The sequence below is a fragment of the Treponema sp. R80B11-R83G3 genome (assembly GCF_054786115.1).
Genome location: NZ_BDHF01000013.1, coordinates 51,268 through 74,061, shown reverse-complemented (window position 1 = coordinate 74,061; position 22,794 = coordinate 51,268). Strand labels below are relative to the sequence as shown.

The following is a 22,794-nucleotide window of genomic DNA, read 5'->3' as shown; positions in this document are numbered from 1 at the left end:
ATATATTTTGAAGGAAGCCGCTACCTCAACTTGGGAACTTCATTCCATCTTTGCCGAATTGCGGCTGTAGTTTGCAGTACAGTATGGTTGCTTTCAAACATAAGCCGCAATTCTTCTAAAAAAATAGTTTCGTATTTTTGCGCGTCAGGTTTTCCTGAAAAACTTTCTGCGATTACTGACGCTTCAAAAATATCCCATGCTTTGGAATAGAAAAGATCATCGCTTACATAATTACCGGGAATAATGCTGGAAACCATGCCGGGAACAGCTTTTAACTCAGCGCAAAGAAGAGGGCTTTTCTCAGCAAGAAACGCAAGAAAACTCCACGCTTTATCCGGGTGAGATGTGTTGGCGGATATGCCGGTATAAATAGAGGAAATGCCTATGTTGTACTTTCCTCCGGTTTCCGGACTGGGAATTGTTGTTACGCCAAATACGTTGTCTCCCATTTTCGCTCTTAAGTACGGAATTGTACGTGTAGAAGCGATCATCATTGCAATCTTTCCGCTAATAAACGAATCAAGGCGTTGATCGCCTGTTGTTTCAAAAACATCCGGCGCTAAAACTCCTTCACGGTTGAGAGCGCTAAAAAATGAAAGATCATTGGTCATTGCCCTGGTTAGTGTCGGAGTGATTCCCTCCTCAGGCCAGAAGCCGCCGCCAGCCGCCCATATCCATGAAAAAATATCCCTAGACAGAGCCTGACTGTCGTTTTGGCTCAAACTTAACGCGTATCCCGCCGCGCCGAAATTGCCTCGGGAGACTTTTCTTGCATAAATAATAAATTCATCCCTGTTCCTTGGCGGATGGTCAAAACCGGCGGCTGTAAGGATATCAATATTGTAAAAAAGCATATCCATAAAAGAGACAAGAGGGATTGCCATTTGACGCGTGCCAGATTCGTAGTTAGTAAATGAATTCAATTCCATCAAGGCGTTTTCGGCGATAAGGGCGCTGTAATCACCTTCAATTAAAAAAAGGATGTCCGGTTCAATATCCGTATCACTATCAGTATCGCTGTCGCTGCCGCTCTTAGCAAAAAGAAGCCGTATATCAGGATTTTTTTCTTCAAATTCCGATATTAATGTTTCCATTAATTCTTTTCCAAACAGTTCTTCACCGCTTACAGACAAATAAAGATTCACCTGTTTGGGTTCGGCTTCCTTTTTAACCGGCAACTTCATGATTAATGTGGATATGGTCAAAATTAACAAAGTAATAATGATAATAATATCAATACTGCTGATATTACATATCGACTTTTTTAGATTTTTAAGGTACATCTTAACTATGCTTACTTTTTCTAAAAGGCTCATTTACACGCTCTCCAATAAAATCCGGCAAATAAATCCGGGATATAATGACGCGGACGGCATCACTTCCGAAGGTAAGTTGACAATAGATTTTTCTAAAACAAAAAACCTTCCTTTTGATATTAAATCAGAATCTTCATATAATTCCTACCTATCAAATGGTTCTTTTACGCTTGGCCTGAAAAAAGCAAAATGTATCGCGTGGGCAGATATGCCCGATTATGAATTTCAAGATCACATAATAGAAGCAAAAATCAGATTGGACACTCTTGGCGGATACTCGGCTGCCGGGATTATTTTTCGAATTATGGATGAGGAGTCATATTATTTGGCGCTTGTTTCCAGCAAGGGGTATTTCCGTCTTGACGTTGTAAAGAATAACGCGCCAAAAACTCTTATTGCGTGGACTGAAATATCGGATTTTGACGGTATTAATTTTACTATGAATATAATCACCTGCGGCGCGTGTTTGATTTTTCTTCTAAACGGCAAATGGCTGGGAGAAGTAACCGACGATACCATCGCTTATGGCAAGCTTGGTTTTGCTTTGGCTTCTTATGAATCTGCCGAAGAATCAAATGAGTATGTTTGTAAGGCGATGCTTGATTATCTCTCTGTTGATACGCGGATAAAATCAATAGAGGAATACTATAAGAAATGGACAGACGATTCCAATATCAATGCCGAGGGGCGTTTAAGGCTTGCCGAAACTTACGCCATAATGGACGAACCTGTTAAGGCTCTGGATCAGATTAACAGGGCGTGGAAACGAAGGGATGAAGTTATTAGTACTGTTTCCGCCGTATCTGACGTAAGGACAAAAAAAGAACTGCTTCTTGCGGCAAGAATGTCATTCCAGCTTAGAGAATACAAAACAGCAGAAGAATTTATTAACGCTATTCTTGATCAATGGCCGGATTCAGCCGAAGGAAAATTAGCGTGCACTGAAAAAATAAAGATATTATATGAATTAAATAAATTTACCGAGTTAAAAGAATATATAATAAAACATCAGCAAAATATAAATAAAGATATTGATTATTACACATTATTTGCAAAATGCCTTTGGGAACTAAAAGATTACGCTGACTCAGCCGAAGCGTGGGATAAAGCTTTTGAAATGAACGCGGAAAACGGCATATATGCAGTTAACGCGGCTAACGCGCATGAAATGGCAGGAAATAAAAAAGAGGCTCTGTCGCGTTATGTCAGCGCCGGGAAAATTTTCCTTAATCAAGACAATATGCCGGAACTTGCCGCTCTTATGCCAAAACTGTCCCTCCTTGGAACAGAAGACTGGGAAGCCCGCGCTCTTGCCGGAAAATGGGAGTTTAGTATTGAAAATTATGACAGAAGCGCGAAAGAATTTGAAGCTTCCAACAAACTCAGATGCGCCATTAGGCCGCGACCGAAAGCGGATCCGGCTCTTTTTTATTTATGGGGGCTTGTTTATTACGTTAATGGAAAAATTAAATCGGCAATCCGCCTTGTAAAAAGAGCGGTAAGACTTGCCCCGGACTATGAGCTTTTCCGCACAAAATTGGAAGAACTCATGTCGATTAATGACAACGCCAATGATGAAAATAATTGAATGGCAGAAGTTTTTAGAAGACGGATTTTCACATAACGTAAAATCTTCTTCTATGACTGTAGGCATTTTTGACGGCGTACATATTGGTCATCAGGCGCTGTTAAAGCGGATTGTTTCACATGACGCAAACAAAACGCCTGTTGTTGTCACATTTAGGCATAACCATAAAATTGAAAGCGGAAATATTTTAACTTTTGATCAAAGACTGGATATATTTAAAAGCATGGGTATTAAGATAACGGTTGTTATTGATTTTACCGAAGAGTTCAAAAAAATGAAGGGTATTGAGTTTTTAAATATTTTGTTAAAGCGCGGCAATGTCGGTTTCTTCGCGGTTGGAAGCGGTTTCCGGTGCGGTTATCAACAGGACACTGACGCGGAGACAATTCAGAAGTTTTTTACTTCGCATAACATTCAGGTAGAGATTTTACCAAAAGTTACAGAAGGGGCTTTGCCTGTCAGCTCAAGCCGCATCCGGAGCGCAATCAGCGCGGGAGATATTGAGGCGGCGCAAAAGATGCTGGGAAGAGCGTATCCATGATGCGCGTGGAAAGCGCGTAATTGAACTTGTTCGGGAACAAACTGGGTTTCCGCAGACTTAAGCCCGATACAAGTCTATTCTTCTTTTTCTGTCCATGTCCATTCATTACTGTAAATATCAGACCGCGTATAAATTCCCGCCGCCTTTTCGTGATCAATATTATAGGCTCTCTCAAAACCGCCGCCAAAAGACAAATCGCTAAGCGTTACATTTTCCCCGATGGTGATACTGATTATCTGGTTATTAAAAAACGCATGAAAGCCGATACTTTTAACGCTCTCAGGAATGGTGATTTCGCCCAGTTTGTTGTACTCAAACGCGCTATTTCCTATTGATGAAACTTTTTCAGAAATAATAACTTTAGTTAATTGGTTATTAAAAAACGTATTAGCCCCAATAGTCACAATCTCGTCAGGAATGGTAATTTCGCTTAGTTTATTGTTTGCAAACGCGCTGCTTCCGATAGTGGTAACGCTATTGGGAATAGTAACTTCGTACAATTGATTGTAAGAAAAAGCATTGTCTCCAATGTACAAAACACCTTCCGGAATAGTAATATTAATTAATCGGTTATATGCAAATGCGATATTTCCGATGGTAATAACTTTTTCAGGTATAGTAATGTCAGATAACTGGTTATACGCAAAGGCTCCTGTACCGATAACGGTAACATTTTCTGGTATAGTAATGGAAGATAACTGATTATATGCTAATACTCCGTTTCCGATAGCGGTAATATTTTCCGGAAAATTAAAAACGGACAATTGGTTATGGTAAAACGCGTTGTCCCCAATGGATTTAACATTTTCTGAAATAGTGATATTTGTAATTTGATTATATGCAAATGCCGCATTTCCGATGGCGGTAACGCTTTCCGGAATCTCAATCGTAGTCAATTGATTATATGCAAAAGCGTTATTCCCGACAACGGTAATATTTTCGGGAATAATAACGCTAGTCAGATGTTTATTACTAAACGCGTCAAAACTAATTGAAGTGATTGGTACTTTGTCTATTTCAGGCGGTATTTCTAACGAATCGCCTTGTTTATTTTTACCTGTAATTGACAATTCTGAAGTGCCGGTAAAGTACCAATCGGCGTATACATTTGCCTGTTTTGCATCCCACCCTGTAAAACCACGATAAGGATCAAAACCCACTTTGATAAAACCTGTTTTCCCTGATGTTATGTGCAACTCATAAATCATCGTATCCAGATTCTTTATTAAAGCGCCCTTTATCACAGAAAAGCCGGCAATTATTTTTATATCTTCGGCGGTAAGAACAAGGTTATCGTCGTTAACTGTAAAGAACAGTTTGGTTGTTGGAATGTCAGAAGAACCGTCGGCAGAAAGTGAAGTGATAGCGTAATTTTTACCGTATGAAGTTTCCTTGTCTTCACAAGCAATAAAAATTATTGCCACAAAGATGGCAATAGTTTTTATTTTTAAAAAGTTACTCGTTTTCATTTTGTTTCTTTCACAAGCTTAGCTGCCAATTCAATAGCATAATCAAGCTGCTCATCGCCTGTTTTATTTGCTATTATGTGATTCTCATCGGGAAATATTCCAATTCCTTCATAGTATATTCCGTTCATATCCGTCACTCTTTCCGGTGAGATCGAGTAAAACCACCCGTTTATCATAGGGCGATCTTTCCGCGCGGAAAACGCCCCGCATGTCGGCGTTCCTACATGCGTTACATGGCTCTGAGTACGCAATGCCATAGTAAACCATTCCGCTGCGGAAATTGAATTCCTATTTGTTAATAGGACAATATGTTTTGTATAATTATACGTGTTATCAGAAACTGTTGTAAAAGGTTTTATAGTGTAAATTTTAGGGGAAGATAAGTCATTTGGTCCGGGACCTGTTTTGATTCTTGCTTTCATATAGTCTTTTTGCTCGGACGCGAAATGGGCGGCAATATATTCCATTACAAATATCTCTCCTCCTCTATTGTTGCGGACATCCAAAACAATAGCATCGGCACTTGCAAGGCTTTTTAAAATATTCTTAATCGCCCTTCCCCATTCATTTTCATCCTTTTCAGAATCTTCATCTGTAAATAATGCAATATAAATATAACCTATATAAGGCTCAGTTGTAAATCTGCCATATAAAAAATTTTTATAATCACTATTTCCGTTTTCGATTAAATAACTTTTTACCGTAGAAAGTTTAAAATCTTCATTATAGCTGTCAACATAACTTCCGGCATATTTACCCGGGGCATATAAACCAACATGAGGATCATTTAATTCTTTTAACATATTTGCGCATACGTCAAATAAATATCCATCAGGCATACCGGAATAAACTTTAAGAGCATACCCATTTAACTTATTATGATATACATCATACCAACTGTTATACTTGGCGTTACTGCACATTCTAAAATCTAAATTTGCATGAATATTATTAAAATCATTCCAGAGGCTTTTTAATACTTCTTCAGGACCGGCATCGGGGTCTTGTCCTAAAAACAACTGACACGCGGACAGTAATGCAAATAACGGTAATATCAAAAATTTAAAATTTATTTTCAAATCCTTCTCCTAAAGGGAAAACGCAATTCCCGCGTTCACGCAGAACAGCGCGTCTTTTCTTGGCTGAGGAAAAGTAATGTGAGAAAATTCAAAACCAAACCCCAGATAAAAAGAAAATAACCCGTTTATTTGATGATGGTATTTCAAATCTCCAAAAACTGCCCTGTAATTGTGGAGGCTTGTTATACTTTTTTCCATGTCAAGCGGCGCGTAAAGTAATCCAAAGTAAGGGGGTCTGAATCCGTAACCAAAAACTGGAAGACTCGCCGAAAAAACAAATTTGTTTTTTTCATTGATAATCCATTTCTGAGTCACATGAATATCGAGCGATAACAACATTGTTAAGCTGTAATAATTTGACTGCTGTAAAACAGAATAATAAATATCGCCCCGAATTGCGCCGCCAAGGTATCCCGGAAAAACACTGTTTCCCCACAGTCTGTAATCCAGCGCATTTTCCAAATATGCCCTTAAAAAAATAGATTCTCTCTGATGGTATTCATAAAAATTATCATTTTCAACTTCTACAGCATTATTTTCACCGGATAAAAATCCAAAATTAAGTGAATAATAAAAATTATTTTTTTCGATATTACAATTTATATTAAAATTTAGGGCATTAAAGTATCTGTTAAGAGGCAAATCCGTTTCTTCCCGGTATCCGGTGTATGAATAGCCCAGACCTGTCCCTATCCTGAAAGGCCTTTCCGCTTCCGATGTTTGCGCGGCAATTTGACCTATATTGACCAAAATAAAAAAAATAAACGCCAGATAAGGTTTTTCTAATCGCATCTTTAATAAATAATGATTTTCTTTCTTTATAATGTCAATGGTACATGACAAAAGCTTTTATTCATGGTATAATTATTTATTATTTAGAGGAGAACAGCATGGATAAAGAAACTGAAAATTATCTAAAAGCGCAGGCAAAAGAAATCCGTAAAATGACAATCGAAGAAATCGGAAATCTTGGAACAGGTCATATCGGTGGGGCAATGTCAATCGTTGACCTTTTGGCTCTGTTATACTTCCACAAAATGAAAGTTGATCCGAAAAATCCCCGTTGGGAAGAAAGGGATCAGCTTGTAGTTTCTAAGGGGCACTCCGGTCCCGCAGTTTACGCGACTTTAGCGCTCAAGGGATTTTTCCCCAAAGACTGGCTTACTACCCTGAACAAGGGCGGAACAAGCCTCCCCAGCCACTGCGACCGCAATAAGACACCCGGCATCGATATGACAACAGGCTCTCTAGGGCAGGGTTTTTCCGCCGCTATCGGCATAGCCCTCGGTTTAAAGATGGATAAAAAAACATCGACCGTATACACGATTATTGGAGACGGCGAATCCAACGAAGGGCAGATTTGGGAAGGCGCGTTATTTGCCGGCTATCAAAAACTCCCCAACTTAATTGCTTTTACCGATAACAACAAACAACAGCTTGACGGCTTTTGCAAAGACATTTTGGACATGGGAAACATTGCCGCAAAGTGGGAACAATTCGGCTGGTTCACTCAAGAAGTCAATGGTCACGACATTGCCGCTTTGGATGCCGCGATTGATAAAGCTCTCGCGGAAAAAGAAAGGGCTTCGATGATCGTAATGCACACAATCAAAGGAAAGGGCTGTAGCTTCGCGGAAGGCGTGGAGAAAAATCACAGCATGGCTTTCGACATGGAAAAGGCAAGAGAAGCCATTGCCGCTTTGGATAAGGAGTAAATCATGGCAGAACAACAAAAAGAAATGCGAATGGCTTATGTCGATACAGTAATGGCATTAGCCGAAAAAAATAAAAACATTGTGGTGCTGGAAGCGGATTTAATGAGTTGCACGAACACGGGTATTTTTAAAAAAACATATCCCGACCGTTTTTTCAACTGCGGTATTGCGGAAGCCAACATGATTGGCGTTGCCGCAGGTCTGTCCACTCTTGGAAAAATTCCGTTTGCCTCAGGCTTCGGCTGTTTTTCATCAAGGCGCGTATATGATCAATTTTTCCTTTCCGCCAACTATGCAAAATTAAACGTAAAATTGATCGGTACCGATCCGGGCGTAACAGCCGCGTTTAACGGCGGAACTCACATGCCCTTTGAAGAGCTTGCCCTGATGAGGGTAATTCCAAAAGTTACAATGATTGAGCCGTCTGACCCCACGTCCTGCGCCGCCTTTGTCCGCTTGATGGCTGAAGAATACGGCTGTCATTATCTGCGTATCCCGCGTAAACCCGTACCGTATCTGTATTCAGAAAATGAAACATTCAAGTTTGGGCAGGCAAAAGTTTTAAAAGAAGGAAAAGACGTATGCTTTGTAGCGCTTGGAAGCCTCATGGTAAACCAATCGCTTAAAGCCTGCGAAAAACTTGCCGAAGAAGGAATCAGCGCCGGAGTGCTTGACGTTCTCACATTAAAACCAATTGACCGCGACGCGATACTGAATCAAGCCGGCAAAGTACGCGCCATCATCAGCGCGGAGAACGCTCAAATGATGAGCGGTCTTGGCAGTGCGGTAGCGGAAATAATTGCCGAGGAAGGCTGCCGTTGCAAGTTCGCGCGCATCGGCATTAACGACGAATTCGGCGAGGTGGGAACGCAGGACTACCTTGTAACCCGCTACGGACTAGACGTTGACAACTTTGTGAAAAAAGCGAAAGCCTTGTTAAAGTAAAGACATTGTATCAGTGATAAATGAAGGTTGGGGATAGTCACATATTCTTGTTATACGGACACTGATAGGTTAAGTCCAGTGTATGAGTTTATCATGAAAATTGCGTAATACGGAAAGAAACATTTTAATTATTTCTTTCCGTTCTCATACCCAGTCTTTCCGCAGTTTGTACGGGAGCCGTCTTTCCTATGGTACTCCTGACAAGCCTTGCAATCACCGTGCCGCACACAGCCATAAGGACATTTACATTCATTGTTTTTTTCCGACATATTTTCTCCTTTTTCTTCCCCCTAATAAGGGTTTTGTTCAATTTTTATTATTATTTTGATAAAACCTATTTTAACACCTATTTTCGTATTTATCTATATTTTACAAATATTAATATAATTGTACTTGATAAATTTATGGAAAAATATTATTATTTATTGCATTGAGGAACACTTTATATGAGGTATCTTAAGTTTATTGCTTTTATTTGTTTTAATTTGATTTTTTTGCCACAATTTGTTTTTTCAGAGAATTACTACACAGGCAACGGCGGATCGGCAATAATGCTGATAATAATTAAGCCTACGGGAGAAGGACTTCCTAAAGAAGACGAATTTGTTCTTGGCTATATTCAAAATCTTCTGGTTGCAAATTTTAAAAAATATACTGCCGTAAAAACAAACGCGCAAGAGACGGCAAGCGGAGTAAAAATTGATGCGGCTTTTCTTCTTGCGGGTAAACTGACAAGAAGCGGCAACAATTACATAATGGAATTGACCGTAACCGATACTACCAAAGGATTACGGAAAGCGTCATATCAAAGTACGAGTATCCGGCCAAATGACATCCTTAATGCGCAGGCGATTAATACCGGATTTGTGGATATAGCAAAAAAACTTGATATTCAATTTACAGATGCCGGACTTGCGGCGTTAAAAAATCCGTCAAAAGAAGAAGTACAAGCCGCAATAAATTTAGCGCGGGGAAAAGTTGCGGAAAAAAACGACAACCCTATAGAGATGCTTACCTATTTGTATAACGCGTCAACCTATGACCCGTCATTGCTCGAAGCGACAAGCCAATTTCAAAGTTTGTCAAGTTCACTTGCTTCAGGAGACGCCGGAGCCTCGGTAAAAGGCGATTTAAAGGAAAGAGACAAATGGCTAAAAATACTAAATGAATTTGATTCATTTTATGAGACTCACCCGCCTTTTATTCTGTCCTATGATCCGCTTCCGCTTCAAAAGGGAAACACCGATTACGATAACAGAACCGCTGTTCTTCAATTCAGAGTAAATTTTCAAGAGGATGTTTCTTTTGAAGCAATGCAAAAAGTATATGTGGCGCTAAAAACAGGTTTAATAAATACAAAATTACAGGAACAATGGGGTTTTATGACAAGACCGTACAGATCTCCTTTGTTTGATAAAACAAGGACTTATAATGTTAGCGCGGAACTGGTAAATAATAGAAATCAAGTTGTCGCGTCAACGAACTTCAAAGTTAAAAGCCGAATAACTCCGTTTAGAAATGCGCTTTTAGCCGATACTTCTCAAATTATACATATAAGTTTTAAGGCTATTCACGCTGACAATGATATTACGGAAGATATGGTAGTAAGGGTTATCAATATTGATGGAATAAATACGGAAAAAGCAATGCAGCAGGGATATGTAAGAGTTGCTCCGGTTGAAGAGCTTCCAAAAGCAAAAGCACGGAGTCTGGTGACTCTTTTAACAAGAAAATAATTTTTATTAAGAAGGATAAATAAAATGAAATCTAAAATTAAAGTAACATTAGTATTAACAGCGGTTATTCTTATTCTTGGAGGTTGTTCAACTATTTCTAATAATAAGTCTTCTACAAAAGCGGAGAATCTGCCAATGTACGAAGAAGGCGGTGGCCGCGATGACATGACCATGGCCATTCTTCGTCCTACGGGACAAGGTTTATCTTCCGATGAAGAGAAATATCTTGGAATAATTCAGGGCGCTCTTTACAACGATGTTGGCAAATTTTCCGCCATCAAACTTTTTGACAGCATGAATAACAAAGAAATTCTGGAACAGCAACGCCTTTCTCTTTCGGGAAATTATTCCGAAAAAGACTATATCAAAATTGGTGAATTGGCAAACAGCCGATATGTAATGGCAGGTACGCTTACAAAAACAGGAACAACTTATACGCTTAATCTTTCTGTTACCGATGTTGAAACGGGTATAAGTCAGGCTAATTTTAATAAAGCAAATATTAAACTTAGAGAAATAACTAACTCAACCGCAAGCCGCGCCGCCGTTGCGAACATTCTTCCACAACTTAAGGTTAATTTAACTGATGCCGGCAGGGAAGCGTTGGGAAAAGAAATCAGCGCGGATGAACTGGAAGCCCAGAATGCGCTCGCGTTAAGCTATGAAGCGTCCATGAGCGGTAATTTGATAGACGCGTTAATTTATTCATATACGGCGTCAAATACAGATAAAAGTTCACAAGCGGCAAAGAATCAGGCTGCCAATGCCTTTAAAATGATGGGTGGCACCGGAACCGCGATAAAAGAAGATATAAAACAACAATCATACTGGAAAAATAACCTTATTGCTTTTGAACAGTTCTATAAGAATCATCCGCCTTTTGAATTATACTACACTTCGGTTCCGGTCAAAAAAGGAGATATTGATTATGACACAGGAATAGTTAATTATGAATTTACTGTAGGAATGCGCCATAAAAATGTTAAGACTATGGAAAATGTTTTAAATGACATTCTAAGACAATTAAGCAAGACAAACTCCAAAAAAAATCATTGGGGCTTTGATAATTGGCCCACTATTTCCGCTGAATCAACCAAGGCAAACCAAATAATAAATGATACCTTTAAAGGATATTCAACATATAACATAACGGCGTCATTGTATAACAATGAAGATGAACCAATCGGAACGATTGATTTTGTCATGTATGGCCAGCTTATTTTAGTATCCAATAATAGAATCAAAGCGGTGTCTACCCAAGAAAGAAAATTGATTATAACCACTCAAGGTAATTTATTAACCGACGATATGCAGATTCGGATTGACAGTATAAACAACATTAATGCGGATTTATCAAATGCAAATAACTTCATAAGAAATACCAATGTCGGTAAAATGCCATTAAAGAGTTTAGCTACTATTTCTAAAGAACAAATTTTGGTTCCTTTATTGCCTGAAGAAATAGAAAAGCATAACAAAGAAGTGGCAAAAAAAGCAGATAAGCGTAACAAAGAAGTGACAAAAAAGCGGGAAAAAGAAAATTATTGGAATTCGAAACCACTGGAAAAACGTTCAAATATCAATATAGTGGCATTATACAATCTACAGGAAAGTGATTCAGAAAAAGCTTTATCTGTTGAAGGCGGGCTTGGTTTTGGATATAGGAACTTCTCGCTAGACTTTAAAGCGATTCTCCCAATAAGCCCTGTACAGGAAAAGATTAAAAATAAAGAAGGGGAGTTAGTTTACGGCTTTGGCTTTGCTACCGGTTACAGTTTTGTATGGAAATACGCTATTTTAGGAATTGAAGGCGGTCTTACATACTTTATTGATGATAATCTAAAAAGTTCCTCTTTATTACCTACCTTGGAAGCCAAAATAGATTTAATCCCCGGACAAAAAGGATTTGCTTTAAGGTTTGGTTATAAACTTGAATTTGGAGATCCCGAAGACAATGATTTTAATAGATGGTATTTTAATTCGGAAAGATCTTCCGGCAGTAATTCTCTCCGTATAATAGGAAGTCCGATGGTTGGTATCGTAATTTACTAAAAAGGTTAATCTTATGAGAAAGTTATTTTTATTGCTAATTTTTTTTAGCACTGTTCATTTATACTCACAAAGCGCGGATTATCCGTATATTATGAATAATGGCACTATTTTTATAAATGCGGGAGTAGGTTTTGGAAAACAAATAGGAAAGAAAACTGAAATGGCCTGCCCGCCTCTTGCTATTTCTATGGACATCGCAATTCCGGTTATTGGTTTTCCCGTATCACTTGGCCTAATTGCCGGATATTTATCTGAGTCCGGAAAGTATACTATAAAGGTTCCTTTTCTGACTACTGAAACGAGTACTGATTTGTCAGCTTTATTAGTAGCCGGCCGTATTGCTTATCACTTGAATTTTTTTAATAAAATACCGCGTTTGGATCCTTATATTTTAGTGACTATTGGAGAAATTTTCGCTGAGGCTGAGGTTAATGTATCAACTAAAACAAGCACCCCATACCCCCCAAATAACCCAAATAACCAAAGTAAATCAAGTACAACAAGTGATAATATTTTTTGGTTTGGCGTTAGCGTTGGAGCCAGATATTTCTTCATGCCCAATTTCGGCGCATTTGCCGAACTTGGGTTTGATACAGTGCAAAACTTTAGCTTTGGCGTATCTTTTAGATTATAAGCAAATAGCGCTCGTTTTTTGTACTGCAATCTTAACTACAATGTATTGACAATTAATAGAAAATTGACTATTTTATCAGTCAAGAGGTTTAAATGCCTACTATACAAATAAGAACTGACGATCAGACAAAAAACGACTCTACTGCGCTTTTTGATAAACTTGGCATAACCATGTCGGAAGCAATAAATCTATTCCTCAGACAAGCCGTAATGCGGGGAGGGATACCATTTGCGCTGACTGTGCCAGAAACCCATAAAACCAATATTGAGACAGTGGAAAATGAAGTCCTTGTTGACGCGATGAAGCGGTACAAATCCGTCAATGGTAAGAACGATTTCGATATAGCAAAGACCGAGCCGTTTTTCCGGGCGATAGAAAAACTTGGTACCGCCAATGAAAAAATGCGGATAACCTTTCAGGAAAAAGCAGTAAAAGTCAGGCTAAATCATAAAAACAAGGATTATGTCCTTGATTATAACTTTGATGAACCGGACAGTGTTTTTATTTTAACCAGAAAAGACGGAAAGCTTTTTGTCAAAGATTGTAATCTGGCCGGTATTTCCGAAACATTGGGAAGTTTTTAGTGGCGCGTTACCCAGAAATACTTCTTTCCCGTCAAACTTACCCGATTCTGAAAAATGATGATGTAAGAGATAACGCCTTGGTGCGCGAGACAATGGTAGATGTGTATCGGTTCCTTACAAAACCGGGGTATGAACCGGACGATGTTTTACCTTTAGTGACTGCTCCCCAACCGTCATTGCGTGAAGTTTTCGAGCTTTCAACCTTTTTGTACGGTTACTATGAAGATCGGCATATCGGAATTCGGGTAAAAGATGCCGCGTTGTTTGCCGATTGGAACAAGGAATTGCCGGAATTGATGGCTGATGATATACAATTTTTTCAAGAAATATCTTTTCCGCTTTATCTCGCGGCAGCAAAATTGGATCGGCAAGAAATTGATTTTAATGGGGAAACGCATATTCTTTCATTCTCTCATAAACCAACAAGAGTCAATTATTGGCACTTTGAATTATGGGTTAAAGACAGTGCCGGAAACCGTATTCCGCGAGACAAAAGTAGCGCCCATACAAAATATCTGGCAAAATCAATTCTGGAATACATCATTTCTGAAGCTGTTTTATTAAAGACACAAGTTAATATTTTTAAACGTTCTGACTTTGAATAAAAACCCAGTAACAGTTTTTATCCAATTTATCCTAAAGCGGCCGACGGGGAACAATTAACCGCGCCCCGTCAAGGGGCGTAGCTGAACCAAATCTAAACGTTCCGGCGCCGAACAGCTCCGCCACGATGAATAAAATGAGGCGGGATTTATCCCGCCGTCCGCGCCGCGGGCAGACGGAGGTATGTAACCACCGCAAAGTCTGTAATGAATACTAATAAAACTCCTCGACTCCCGTCTCACACTTTTCATAAAATTATCAAAAACGAAAAATCAGTAACAGTTTTTAGTTAATTTATCCTAAAGCGGCCGACGGGGAACAATTAACCGCGCCCCGTCAAGGGGCGTAGCTGAACCAAATCTAAACGTTCCGGCGCCGAACAGCTTAACCCAGATGAATAAAATGAGGCGGGATTTATCCCGCCGTTTGCGCCGCGGGCAGACGGAGGTATGCAGCAACCGCAAAGTCTGTAATGAATACTAATAAAACTCCTCGACTCCCGTCTTACACTTTTTATTAAAATCATCAAAAACTAAAAACTTGTAACAGTTTTTAGTCAATTTATCCTAAAGCGGCCGACGGGAGTCGAACCCGCGTCACGAGCTTGGGAAGCTAGGGTAATGCCGTTATACGACGGCCGCAATTTGTCAAAAAGCCTTTGCCTCTCAAATGTTGCATATTCGCCCCTGCGAATTTGCTAACCCAAAAAGCCTTCGGCTCTCAGTTGCAGTTTCGCACTTGTGCGAAACTGCTAAGCCTGCCCACATAATCGAAGATTATGTGGGCAGGCCATGATCCAGGGCTGACTCGAACAGCCGACCTGCCGCTTAGGAGGCGGCCGCTCTATCCCCTGAGCTACTGGACCTGTATTACCAGATTATCACCCTGTTTGGGGTATTGTCAACGAGCCATATTCGGTTTGCAAACCGCTTGCAATAAACCTTGATTTTAACTATTATAATAGATAGAATTGTTTGCAGAGGTTAATTTTGATAAAACGAGGAATATTCCTGTTTTTAATATTGATGTCGTGTTTTACTCATCTTTTTGGACAGGAGATAGTTACTGCGGAAGCATACCTTGGAATAGTATCGGATAATTATTCTACAATCAGGGATTATGAGGCAGTTATAACGTTACGCTCAGGAAATTCCGATATGAGCGGAAATGTGAGCTACCTGTCGCCATGCTTTATGCGTATTGATTTTACAAGACCGTCGGGACAGGTTATTGTTTTTAACGGTGACGTACTAATCGTTTACCTGCCGGAATTCAGAGCCGTATTAAATCAGAATATTAACAGAAAACCGGGAGCATCGGGAGCGGGATTGGCAAGTTCCCAGGGGCTTTCACTTTTAAAGCGCAATTATGTGGCGTCGTTTGTTACAGGTCCTAATCCTGAACCGTTGGATAGCACATCGGGAGAGAGAGTTGTAAAACTGCGCCTTACAAGACGTTCTGTTTCGGAAGGCTTTAGAGAAATTATTTTAAGCATAAATCCCGAAACAAAATTAATCCGACGGATTGAAGGACGGACAATTGGCGAGAGTGAACTGCGTTTTGATTTTACGAATATCAGATTAAATGTCGGTATTCCCGAGGCGCGTTTTGCCTATGATATTCCGCCTTCGGCAAATATGTATGATAATTTCTTATTTAGAGATTCTAATTAGGCGGAGGAAAATTAATGGAATCTCTGGGCGAAAAATTAAGAACAACTCGTGAAGAAAAGGGATTGACCATCGATCAAATCAGCCGTGAAACAAACATTGCCGTTCGTTATCTTGAAGCTTTAGAGGCGGAAAATTTTGGCATCTTTCCCGGCGAACCCTACCTAATCGGTTTTATAAAAAATTACGGCTCATACCTTGAACTTGACAATCAAAAATTAATTTCGCTTTACAGGGCGCTCCGTATTCAGGAACAGCCAATCCCCGTAGAACAGCTTTTAAAAAATCCGCCAAGACTGCCAAAGTTTATCATTCCTACCGTAATAATATTGGCTATTTTATGCGGGGGAGGCTGGTTAGCCCGCACTATAATAATAAATAGACAGAATAATCCTATCCATGACAAACCCGTTAGCCAAACATCCGCCGAATACATAATGGAAGGCAATTCCATGAAACGGCGCTTATACAAAAATGACACAGTTTTAATTTCCGTAGATAATGAAACATACAAACTGGAACTATACAATATGGGCGAAGCCGTAACAATTCGCACTCCGGCGGGTCAGGAAATACTGGATTTAAGCCAGGAAATAACTATCGATCTTAACAACGATGGAATTCCCGAATTGCGCGTAACGTTAATAGACTTTGCCAAAAATAAAGCCGATATGGGAGCGTTACTCGATTTCTATCTGATGGATGCCGCAGCTTACACAGGCTCGGAACCTGAAAAAAAAGTTTCGCGTACTGATAATACGGTAACCGCCGCAAGTACTACGATTTTTCCCGCTTCGGTAAGCGCGTATCCTTTCACTTTACAGATCAGTTTTCAGGGGTATTGCATGTTCCGCTGGGAAATTCTTAATGAGAGGGACCGCAGGGGTTCTACCCAGCGTTATTTTCAGCGATCAGAAGTCCTTGATATTCAGGCTCAAAACGGGATTCGTATTTGGTTGTCTAACGCTCAGTCTACGAAACTTCAGGTAATCGGCGGCGGTCGTGTGGTACCTGCGGAAATTGGCTCTGCGGGTGAAGTTGTCGTAGCTGAAATCCGCTGGGTAAGAGACGATGAAAACCGTTACCGCCTTGTTCTGATGCGGCTGGAACTATAATTCTCCGCCGTTAAATAAATGCGCTATTTTCTTGATCCCTTCGGCTACGTAAAAAATCAGGTTGACGCTGAAAATATGATGGCTCATCTTAACAAAGCAGGGTGGGAAAATGTTCTCGAAGCGGAACAAGCGGATTTAATTATCATAAACTCCTGCGGATTTATTGAAAGCGCGAAACGCGAATCGATTAACGCAGTCTTTGAATGGCGTAAACTCTACCCCAGTAAAAAAATACTCCTTGCAGGCTGTCTTGCCCAACGTTATGCGAAAGAACTGGGCGAAAGCATGCCGGAAGCGGACAGGTTTTTCGGCGTGGAAAATATCGCGCAAATAACTCAAATAGCGGAAAACCTTGTAAACGGCGCAAAGTGTGCGACCTCATCGCGCAAGCCAAAATTATCACATAACGCTGTTCCGCCTGTTGGAGAGCGACCGCTTTTATCACTGCCCGGTTCGGCTTATGTAAAAATCAGTGAAGGGTGTAACAACCGCTGTTCTTTTTGCGCCATTCCGCTCATTCGCGGCGGTCTTGTAAGCCGTAAAATACCCGATGTATTGGAAGAATGTAATACGCTTTTGGATCGCGGTATTAGGGAACTGTGTATCATTGGGCAGGATATTGGCGCTTTTGGAACAGATACCGCTAAATGCTCAGCAAGCACTGAGGATACCGCCAAAAACGCAGTTAAACGCTCCTCCTCAATCGCAATTACAGGCGCAGAAACCGCCTCAAAATTACCTGAACTGCTTGAAGCGATTTCTTCACTAAAAAAGAAAGAACATTTTTGGGTGCGCCTGTTGTACATTCACCCCGACCATTTCCCTCTTAAAATACTCGATCTTATGGAAAAAGACACGCGTTTCCTTCCCTACTTTGACATTCCTTTTCAACACGCCTCTTCCAAAATGCTTACCGCAATGAACCGTCATGGCAGCGCGGAAAAATACCTTGCGTTACTCGAAACAATCCGCGCAAGACTGCCAAACGCCGTTATACGCTCTACTTTTCTACTAGGCTTCCCCGGTGAAACAGAAGAAGATTTCGCGCAGTTACTTGATTTTCAGGAAAAAGCCAATTTAGACTGGCTTGGCTGTTTTGCGTATTCAAGAGAAGAAGGCACTGTGGCGTATTCGATGAAAAAGCGCGTTCCGGTTAAGACTGCGGAAAAACGCAAACAAATAATTGAAGAGCGGCAAATCCCTATTACCGAAAAAAATATGAATCGCTTTGTTAGTCAAAATTTGGAAGTGTTAGTTGAAGAGCAAGTCGCCGCAGGCGACACCGCCGCTGGCGACACTGCCGCTGGCAAGTCCGCCGCCGAATCTACTTCATCAGAAGAAAGTGAAACTCTCTGGCTAGGAAGGCTGTACTGTCAAGCGCCGGACATTGACGGGGCGGCGGTAATTGTAAAGAGTGAGACAAGCGAAGTAAATCCACAGTTGGGAAATTTTGCAAAATGCAGAGTTATAGCGCGTCGAGGATTTGATTTGGAAGTGGGCGTTTAATAATTTATCTGAAAGATTTCTCACAAAGAGGAATAGGGGTTATTGTCCGATGGCTATGCGTTAGCATAACAATCTTTCAGTATTTTTATTCGGTAATTAAAATATTTATAGAATTTATAACATTTTTTAAGATATTTTCCGAGACCATTCCTAATTGTTTAATAACTATACATTGTTCAAGAGTGTAAATTTTATCGTAACGTATGAGTGATTTTTTTGGTAATTCACCTGACAGCAAATCTTTTGTTTCAATGAAAATACCGTTTTGTTGCAGGTTTGATGTAATTGCGACGACTATCATATCACTATTTGTACTATTATGGGAAATGTTTGAAATAACAAGAACAGGGCGTTTTTTTACAGAAGATAAATCGCTGAATGGAACAGGAATAAGGACAATTTCACCGCGCTTAAACATTATCCCAAACCTTATCATCTTCGTTATCCCAGAAAGCGAGTGTACCTTCGCTTGCTTTTATTAATTCATCATTATCGCTTTTGGGCAGTAAGATTACTCTTGGAGAAAATGATAATTTTTTACGATATTCTATAGGTATGCTGATTTTCCAATCGGCATCTATTTTTGCATCAAATTCAATTGCATTTGTTATCATATTTGTCTCCTTCATATTCAATATACAATTTTTATCTTAACATCGCAAGTATTTTTTCCCGACTTTGACATTACTTTTCAGCACACCTTTTCCAAAATGTTTACCGTAACTTGGAATTTTGACAAAATACCAAATAATGTCATATCGAAACAATAAGCATAATTTGTCCTAACTTTAAGCTTGATTATTTTTAAAAAATTGAGTTATATTAAAAGGTGTTAATATAAAAGGAGAATAAGTATGGCGGCATATAAAAATTTTTTAGTTAAATTATCGATTCTTATAGCGGTTTTTATCATTGTAAGTTTATCCGGCTGTTTAAGCGAATGGCAGGGCGATACGGCGAAAATCGTTATTTCGTTCGGCAGCGCGGGACGTTATGCCGCTGATGATACCGATACCCATCAGAAGCTTAAACATGAGATTGTATTTACAAACGCAAGCACAGCGGGAAAGCTGGAGTTCAGTGTCAACGGCGGCACGACCTTTGAAGCATATTTAGCGCCAGGTAAATGGAATGTATCTGTTTATTCTTATCTGAATGATGAAGAAAATGAAAATATTTATGCTATAGGCTCCGAGGATGTAGTTTTAAAATTAGGGCAGAATAACGTAATAATAAAAATGTTTGAGGCCCTTATTGTAACATTTGACGCTGGAGAAGGCAAATTTGCCAATGGGGAAAGTGAATTGAAGAAACCGGTACCCAAAGGCGGCAAAGTGGAAAAGCCTACTTCTCCTACCTGTGGAGAGATTCCTTTTGGCGGATGGTATGAGAACGATGAGCTTACAGACATCTTTGATTTTAGTGCCGAAATAACTAAAAGTATTACTCTTTACGCAAGATGGGATAATTCGGAACCGGATGCAGATACCTTTTACAGCATTGCCGATTTTAAAGAATGGTTTGAGGCCCAGCAACCCAATACCCCCAGAACCGCCTATAACGTTAAACTGAACATAAGCGATCTCGGTCCACCCATAGCTGGTACAAATTCTCCTAGCGAACTTGGAAGCGTATTAAAGACAAACTCTGATAAATACGTCAACCTTGACCTTTCACAAAGCACCTTTGGTCCCGCCATAGATTCTAACGCTTTTCGAAGTTGCACTAACCTTACCAGCGTAATCATACCTTCCACCGTTCATAACATGGGGACTTACGTTTTTGCCGAATGCACCAGCCTTACCAGTGTTACCATACCTGCTGCTGTTTACACAATTGGCGACTATGCTTTTAGTGGTTGCACCAGCCTTACCGGCATAACCATACCCGCCAGTGTTGGCAGCATTTATCCGTATGCTTTTAGCGGTTGTACCAAACTTACCATCGTAACATTTTCAACAGGAAGCAGCATAACACTTTCCAATTTTCTTGAAAATGCCTTTCCGCAAGATTCCACTGGAGCTGGCGGCGACAACTTAAAGAATGCCTATCTCAACGCTAATACTGGAGGAGCGGGAACCTATATCAGAGAATCAGGCGGTTCAATATGGACAAAACAGGGGAGCAGTGGGACTTTAGTTGACCGCGTATCCTTTAACCAGAACACCTCTACCGTGACAGTGGGCAGTACTATATCACTTAATGCCATAGTTGAGCCGTCCAGCGCAACTCATTAACATCGTCATGGTCATCATATCCCGAGGGAATTGTCTCCATCTATCCTAATGACAATATGGCCGCAATTACAGGCGTTAAAGAAGGAATAGCAACCATAACCGTTATCATTGACGGCAAAACCGCCTCTGCAACGATTACCGTCACCCCCGCCAGCACCGGTGGTGGCGGAGGTACCACCGTAACAGTAACCTTTAACATTAATAACGGAACAGGAACAGTGCCTAATCCACAGTCGGGCACTAGTGGTTCCACTATAACGTTGCCGGGCGGAAACGGGTTTTCCAGAGAGGGCTATATTTTCTTAGGTTGGAATACCCAAGCAGACGGCAATGGAACCACATATACCACATCTATGCCCACACCTAACAGCAATATCACTCTTTACGCAAAATGGGTTGCCAGTACTTTTACCGGCAATAGCATTGACGGGTTTAAAGAATGGCTTACTTCCATGCCTGAAAATACCGTCCAAACGCCCTATACCGTAAAACTGAACATTAACGATCTCGGTACATATACCCTTACAGGCGGCAATAGTAAAATTATAAGCGGAGTTGGCGGCGTATTATGGCAAAACCCTTATTCAAAATATGTAAACCTTGACCTTACAGATTGTGATCTAACCATCATTGTGAATAGCGCTTTTTACACTTGTGGCACGCTTGTCGGCATAACCTTACCGAATAATGTTACAACCATTGAGGAAAGTGCTTTCTATATGTGTAGCAAACTTACCAGCGTAACTATAGGGAATGACGTTGCCATTGATGATAAGGCTTTTTCCAATTGCACCAGTCTTGCCAGCGTAACAATAGGGAATAACGTTACCATTGGGAAGTGGGCTTTTTCCTATTGCACCAGCCTTACAAGCGTAGCCATACCCGGCAGCGTTACCACCATTGGAAAATATGCTTTTTACAGTTGTACCGGCCTTACAAACATAACTATAACTAATGGCGTTACCACCATTGGGGAAGAGGCTTTTTCCGGATGCACCGATCTTACCAGCGTAACCATACCGGATAGCGTTACCACCATTGGGGAAGAGGCTTTTTACAACTGCACCAGCCTTACCAGCGTAACATTCGGGAGAAACGACACAACCATTGGTGCTTGGGCCTTTCCTGGAGATACATCCGGAAGCGAAGCATTAAAAACTGCCTATAATATAGGTAAAGATGGAACATATACTAGATCAAGCACATCAAGCAATGATTGGGCAAAACAGTAAGAAAAAGTTATTAGTAGCCCACGCAACGTAACAGCTACCGCTTTTTCGTTGTGTCGTTAGAGGAAGAAGTTGTTAGTGGATAGTGAAGAGCGGAGTTTGCAAGAGTAGCGTGTTAATAACAAGCGCAGCTTACAAACAACAAAACTAAATACTATATACTATTTACTAACCACTAAAAAAAGGAGGATTAAAATTGTATGTCGAAAACAGTTTTTAAGCTTTGGTCGATACGTTCCAAAAATGATTTTGGCAGAGCGCAAACATATTCACGTATGAATGTTTTGTCAACAGTAACGATTTGCGAAAAGTTTACGACAGAAGTTTTTTCCAGTTTTGATACGCCTTTTTCAAGACGGAAATTTCCCGGCGCGTGTTCCAGTTCAAGGTTTGACGTGATAGGGGCGCACATAACCGTGCTTACCGAACTGCGGTTCATCGTATCGCTTTGGACAATCAACACCGGACGGATTTTCGCCGGTTCCGACCCGCGCGCCTTGGGCAGTACAGCCCACCAGATTTCACCTTTGAGCATTACCAATCAGCTTTTTCAAGAACATCAAGTTGGGATTTCAAAAGGTCATCATCAAGTTTTGAGGGAATTCCGGCGTATACATCACCCGGTTCCGCCACCCCTCGAACCTCCACATAACTCAGATCACGAAGCAAACCAAGCACGGTATCGGTCTTGTTGTCATCGTAAATATTTAATACAACACTTTGCATACCTTAAGAATACGGCAATTAATGGCGTTTGTCAAATAGGTAAGAAAAG

23 protein-coding genes and 2 tRNA genes are annotated in these 22,794 nt (G+C 40.4%); 14 read left to right on the top strand and 11 right to left on the bottom strand.

Annotated elements, in window-relative coordinates; all coding sequences use genetic code 11:
- Positions 1–20 precede the first annotated feature (20 nt).
- Positions 21–1,316 (bottom strand): ABC transporter substrate-binding protein, encoded by a 1,296-nt coding sequence (locus ACYVRH_RS03470; protein WP_461255539.1) that lies wholly within the window; start codon positions 1,314–1,316, stop codon positions 21–23.
- Here ACYVRH_RS03470 and ACYVRH_RS03465 point away from each other — a divergent pair.
- Both ACYVRH_RS03465 and ACYVRH_RS03460 read left to right on the top strand, forming a co-directional pair.
- Positions 1,291–2,904, top strand: a complete 1,614-nt coding sequence (locus ACYVRH_RS03465) for a tetratricopeptide repeat protein (RefSeq protein WP_461255538.1) — start codon at positions 1,291–1,293, stop codon at positions 2,902–2,904. The genes ACYVRH_RS03470 and ACYVRH_RS03465 overlap by 26 nt on opposite strands.
- A complete protein-coding gene (locus tag ACYVRH_RS03460; protein WP_461255537.1) occupies positions 2,888–3,445 on the top strand; it encodes a nucleotidyl transferase family protein in 558 nt (185 codons plus the stop codon). Before ACYVRH_RS03465 ends, ACYVRH_RS03460 begins: the two co-directional genes overlap by 17 nt.
- Positions 3,446–3,519: 74 nt before the next feature.
- Here ACYVRH_RS03460 and ACYVRH_RS03455 read toward each other — a convergent pair whose 3' ends face one another.
- Genes ACYVRH_RS03455 through ACYVRH_RS03445 form a run of 3 tightly spaced genes read right to left on the bottom strand, consistent with a single transcriptional unit; the run spans position 3,520 to position 6,836 of the window.
- Positions 3,520–4,914, bottom strand: coding sequence for a leucine-rich repeat domain-containing protein (locus ACYVRH_RS03455; protein ID WP_461255536.1), 1,395 nt, complete (start codon positions 4,912–4,914; stop codon positions 3,520–3,522).
- On the bottom strand, positions 4,911–5,993 hold the full coding sequence (locus ACYVRH_RS03450) for a S41 family peptidase (protein WP_461255535.1): 1,083 nt from the start codon (positions 5,991–5,993) through the stop codon (positions 4,911–4,913). The genes ACYVRH_RS03455 and ACYVRH_RS03450 overlap by 4 nt, the downstream gene beginning before the upstream one ends.
- 9 nt (positions 5,994–6,002) lie before the next feature.
- Entirely contained in the window at positions 6,003–6,836 is an 834-nt protein-coding gene (locus ACYVRH_RS03445; protein WP_461255534.1) for a hypothetical protein, read from the bottom strand.
- A 47-nt stretch (positions 6,837–6,883) separates the two neighbouring features.
- Here ACYVRH_RS03445 and ACYVRH_RS03440 point away from each other — a divergent pair, with 47 nt between their 5' ends.
- Positions 6,884–7,708 (top strand): transketolase, encoded by an 825-nt coding sequence (locus tag ACYVRH_RS03440; RefSeq protein WP_461255533.1) that lies wholly within the window; start codon positions 6,884–6,886, stop codon positions 7,706–7,708.
- A 3-nt stretch (positions 7,709–7,711) separates the two neighbouring features.
- A complete protein-coding gene (locus ACYVRH_RS03435) occupies positions 7,712–8,653 on the top strand; it encodes a transketolase family protein (RefSeq protein WP_461255532.1) in 942 nt (313 codons plus the stop codon).
- Between the two features lie 124 nt (positions 8,654–8,777).
- Here the strand turns inward: ACYVRH_RS03435 and ACYVRH_RS03430 are convergent, their stop codons facing one another.
- The gene (locus ACYVRH_RS03430) at positions 8,778–8,906 is read right to left on the bottom strand and encodes a hypothetical protein (RefSeq protein WP_461255531.1); all 129 of its coding nucleotides are present in this window, start codon (positions 8,904–8,906) and stop codon (positions 8,778–8,780) included.
- Positions 8,907–9,099: 193 nt separating this feature from the next.
- Here ACYVRH_RS03430 and ACYVRH_RS03425 point away from each other — a divergent pair, with 193 nt between their 5' ends.
- The 5 genes from ACYVRH_RS03425 (at position 9,100) to ACYVRH_RS03405 (ending at position 14,264) form a co-directional block, all read left to right on the top strand.
- The gene (locus ACYVRH_RS03425; RefSeq protein ID WP_461255530.1) at positions 9,100–10,389 is read left to right on the top strand and encodes a hypothetical protein; all 1,290 of its coding nucleotides are present in this window, start codon (positions 9,100–9,102) and stop codon (positions 10,387–10,389) included.
- Between the two features lie 24 nt (positions 10,390–10,413).
- Positions 10,414–12,441, top strand: a complete 2,028-nt coding sequence (locus ACYVRH_RS03420; protein WP_461255529.1) for a hypothetical protein — start codon at positions 10,414–10,416, stop codon at positions 12,439–12,441.
- 91 nt (positions 12,442–12,532) lie between these two features.
- Complete coding sequence (locus ACYVRH_RS03415; protein WP_461255528.1) at positions 12,533–13,075, top strand: hypothetical protein; 543 nt, start codon at positions 12,533–12,535, stop codon at positions 13,073–13,075.
- Positions 13,076–13,167: 92 nt separating this feature from the next.
- Positions 13,168–13,659, top strand: a complete 492-nt coding sequence (locus ACYVRH_RS03410; protein ID WP_461255527.1) for a type II toxin-antitoxin system RelB/DinJ family antitoxin — start codon at positions 13,168–13,170, stop codon at positions 13,657–13,659.
- Positions 13,659–14,264, top strand: coding sequence for a hypothetical protein (locus ACYVRH_RS03405; RefSeq protein ID WP_461255526.1), 606 nt, complete (start codon positions 13,659–13,661; stop codon positions 14,262–14,264). The genes ACYVRH_RS03410 and ACYVRH_RS03405 overlap by 1 nt, the downstream gene beginning before the upstream one ends.
- Before the next feature lie 568 nt (positions 14,265–14,832).
- Here the strand turns inward: ACYVRH_RS03405 and ACYVRH_RS03400 are convergent.
- Positions 14,833–14,903: transfer RNA gene (locus ACYVRH_RS03400), tRNA-Gly, on the bottom strand.
- 151 nt (positions 14,904–15,054) lie between these two features.
- A tRNA-Arg gene (locus ACYVRH_RS03395) sits at positions 15,055–15,127 on the bottom strand.
- 124 nt (positions 15,128–15,251) lie between these two features.
- On the opposite strand from ACYVRH_RS03395, the gene ACYVRH_RS03390 reads away from it, so the two are divergent.
- Genes ACYVRH_RS03390 through rimO form a run of 3 tightly spaced genes read left to right on the top strand, consistent with a single transcriptional unit; the run spans position 15,252 to position 18,553 of the window.
- Positions 15,252–15,935 (top strand): LolA family protein, encoded by a 684-nt coding sequence (locus ACYVRH_RS03390; RefSeq protein WP_461255525.1) that lies wholly within the window; start codon positions 15,252–15,254, stop codon positions 15,933–15,935.
- 14 nt (positions 15,936–15,949) lie between these two features.
- Positions 15,950–17,047, top strand: a complete 1,098-nt coding sequence (locus ACYVRH_RS03385; protein WP_461255524.1) for a helix-turn-helix domain-containing protein — start codon at positions 15,950–15,952, stop codon at positions 17,045–17,047.
- A gap of 18 nt (positions 17,048–17,065) precedes the next feature.
- Positions 17,066–18,553: a 30S ribosomal protein S12 methylthiotransferase RimO gene (rimO, locus tag ACYVRH_RS03380; RefSeq protein WP_461255523.1), complete on the top strand. Its 1,488-nt coding sequence runs from the start codon at positions 17,066–17,068 to the stop codon at positions 18,551–18,553.
- 85 nt (positions 18,554–18,638) lie between these two features.
- On the opposite strand, the gene ACYVRH_RS03375 is transcribed toward rimO, so the two are convergent.
- A complete protein-coding gene (locus tag ACYVRH_RS03375; protein WP_461255522.1) occupies positions 18,639–18,971 on the bottom strand; it encodes a type II toxin-antitoxin system PemK/MazF family toxin in 333 nt (110 codons plus the stop codon).
- Complete coding sequence (locus tag ACYVRH_RS03370) at positions 18,964–19,167, bottom strand: hypothetical protein (protein WP_461255521.1); 204 nt, start codon at positions 19,165–19,167, stop codon at positions 18,964–18,966. The genes ACYVRH_RS03375 and ACYVRH_RS03370 overlap by 8 nt, the downstream gene beginning before the upstream one ends.
- Positions 19,168–19,407: 240 nt before the next feature.
- Here ACYVRH_RS03370 and ACYVRH_RS03365 point away from each other — a divergent pair, with 240 nt between their 5' ends.
- A complete protein-coding gene (locus tag ACYVRH_RS03365; RefSeq protein ID WP_461255520.1) occupies positions 19,408–20,790 on the top strand; it encodes a leucine-rich repeat protein in 1,383 nt (460 codons plus the stop codon).
- Between the two features lie 56 nt (positions 20,791–20,846).
- Positions 20,847–22,022, top strand: coding sequence for a leucine-rich repeat protein (locus tag ACYVRH_RS03360; RefSeq protein WP_461255519.1), 1,176 nt, complete (start codon positions 20,847–20,849; stop codon positions 22,020–22,022).
- Between the two features lie 187 nt (positions 22,023–22,209).
- Here the strand turns inward: ACYVRH_RS03360 and ACYVRH_RS03355 are convergent, their stop codons facing one another.
- Positions 22,210–22,554: a type II toxin-antitoxin system PemK/MazF family toxin gene (locus ACYVRH_RS03355; protein WP_461255518.1), complete on the bottom strand. Its 345-nt coding sequence runs from the start codon at positions 22,552–22,554 to the stop codon at positions 22,210–22,212.
- Entirely contained in the window at positions 22,554–22,745 is a 192-nt protein-coding gene (locus ACYVRH_RS03350; RefSeq protein ID WP_461255517.1) for a hypothetical protein, read from the bottom strand. Before ACYVRH_RS03350 ends, ACYVRH_RS03355 begins: the two co-directional genes overlap by 1 nt.
- Positions 22,746–22,794: the final 49 nt, after the last annotated feature.

Coding starts and splice junctions, on each gene's coding strand:
- rimO (WP_461255523.1), top strand. CDS start 17,066: ATGCGCTATTTTCTTGATCCCTTCGGCTACGTAAAAAATCAGGTTGAC.
- ACYVRH_RS03375 (WP_461255522.1), bottom strand. CDS start 18,971: ATGTTTAAGCGCGGTGAAATTGTCCTTATTCCTGTTCCATTCAGCGAT.
- ACYVRH_RS03355 (WP_461255518.1), bottom strand. CDS start 22,554: ATGCTCAAAGGTGAAATCTGGTGGGCTGTACTGCCCAAGGCGCGCGGG.
- ACYVRH_RS03430 (WP_461255531.1), bottom strand. CDS start 8,906: ATGAATGTAAATGTCCTTATGGCTGTGTGCGGCACGGTGATTGCAAGG.
- ACYVRH_RS03385 (WP_461255524.1), top strand. CDS start 15,950: ATGGAATCTCTGGGCGAAAAATTAAGAACAACTCGTGAAGAAAAGGGA.
- ACYVRH_RS03365 (WP_461255520.1), top strand. CDS start 19,408: ATGGCGGCATATAAAAATTTTTTAGTTAAATTATCGATTCTTATAGCG.
- ACYVRH_RS03360 (WP_461255519.1), top strand. CDS start 20,847: ATGGCCGCAATTACAGGCGTTAAAGAAGGAATAGCAACCATAACCGTT.
- ACYVRH_RS03425 (WP_461255530.1), top strand. CDS start 9,100: ATGAGGTATCTTAAGTTTATTGCTTTTATTTGTTTTAATTTGATTTTT.
- ACYVRH_RS03420 (WP_461255529.1), top strand. CDS start 10,414: ATGAAATCTAAAATTAAAGTAACATTAGTATTAACAGCGGTTATTCTT.
- ACYVRH_RS03435 (WP_461255532.1), top strand. CDS start 7,712: ATGGCAGAACAACAAAAAGAAATGCGAATGGCTTATGTCGATACAGTA.
- ACYVRH_RS03350 (WP_461255517.1), bottom strand. CDS start 22,745: ATGCAAAGTGTTGTATTAAATATTTACGATGACAACAAGACCGATACC.
- ACYVRH_RS03370 (WP_461255521.1), bottom strand. CDS start 19,167: ATGATAACAAATGCAATTGAATTTGATGCAAAAATAGATGCCGATTGG.
- ACYVRH_RS03455 (WP_461255536.1), bottom strand. CDS start 4,914: ATGAAAACGAGTAACTTTTTAAAAATAAAAACTATTGCCATCTTTGTG.
- ACYVRH_RS03470 (WP_461255539.1), bottom strand. CDS start 1,316: ATGAGCCTTTTAGAAAAAGTAAGCATAGTTAAGATGTACCTTAAAAAT.
- ACYVRH_RS03460 (WP_461255537.1), top strand. CDS start 2,888: ATGATGAAAATAATTGAATGGCAGAAGTTTTTAGAAGACGGATTTTCA.
- ACYVRH_RS03465 (WP_461255538.1), top strand. CDS start 1,291: ATGCTTACTTTTTCTAAAAGGCTCATTTACACGCTCTCCAATAAAATC.
- ACYVRH_RS03410 (WP_461255527.1), top strand. CDS start 13,168: ATGCCTACTATACAAATAAGAACTGACGATCAGACAAAAAACGACTCT.
- ACYVRH_RS03415 (WP_461255528.1), top strand. CDS start 12,533: ATGAATAATGGCACTATTTTTATAAATGCGGGAGTAGGTTTTGGAAAA.
- ACYVRH_RS03440 (WP_461255533.1), top strand. CDS start 6,884: ATGGATAAAGAAACTGAAAATTATCTAAAAGCGCAGGCAAAAGAAATC.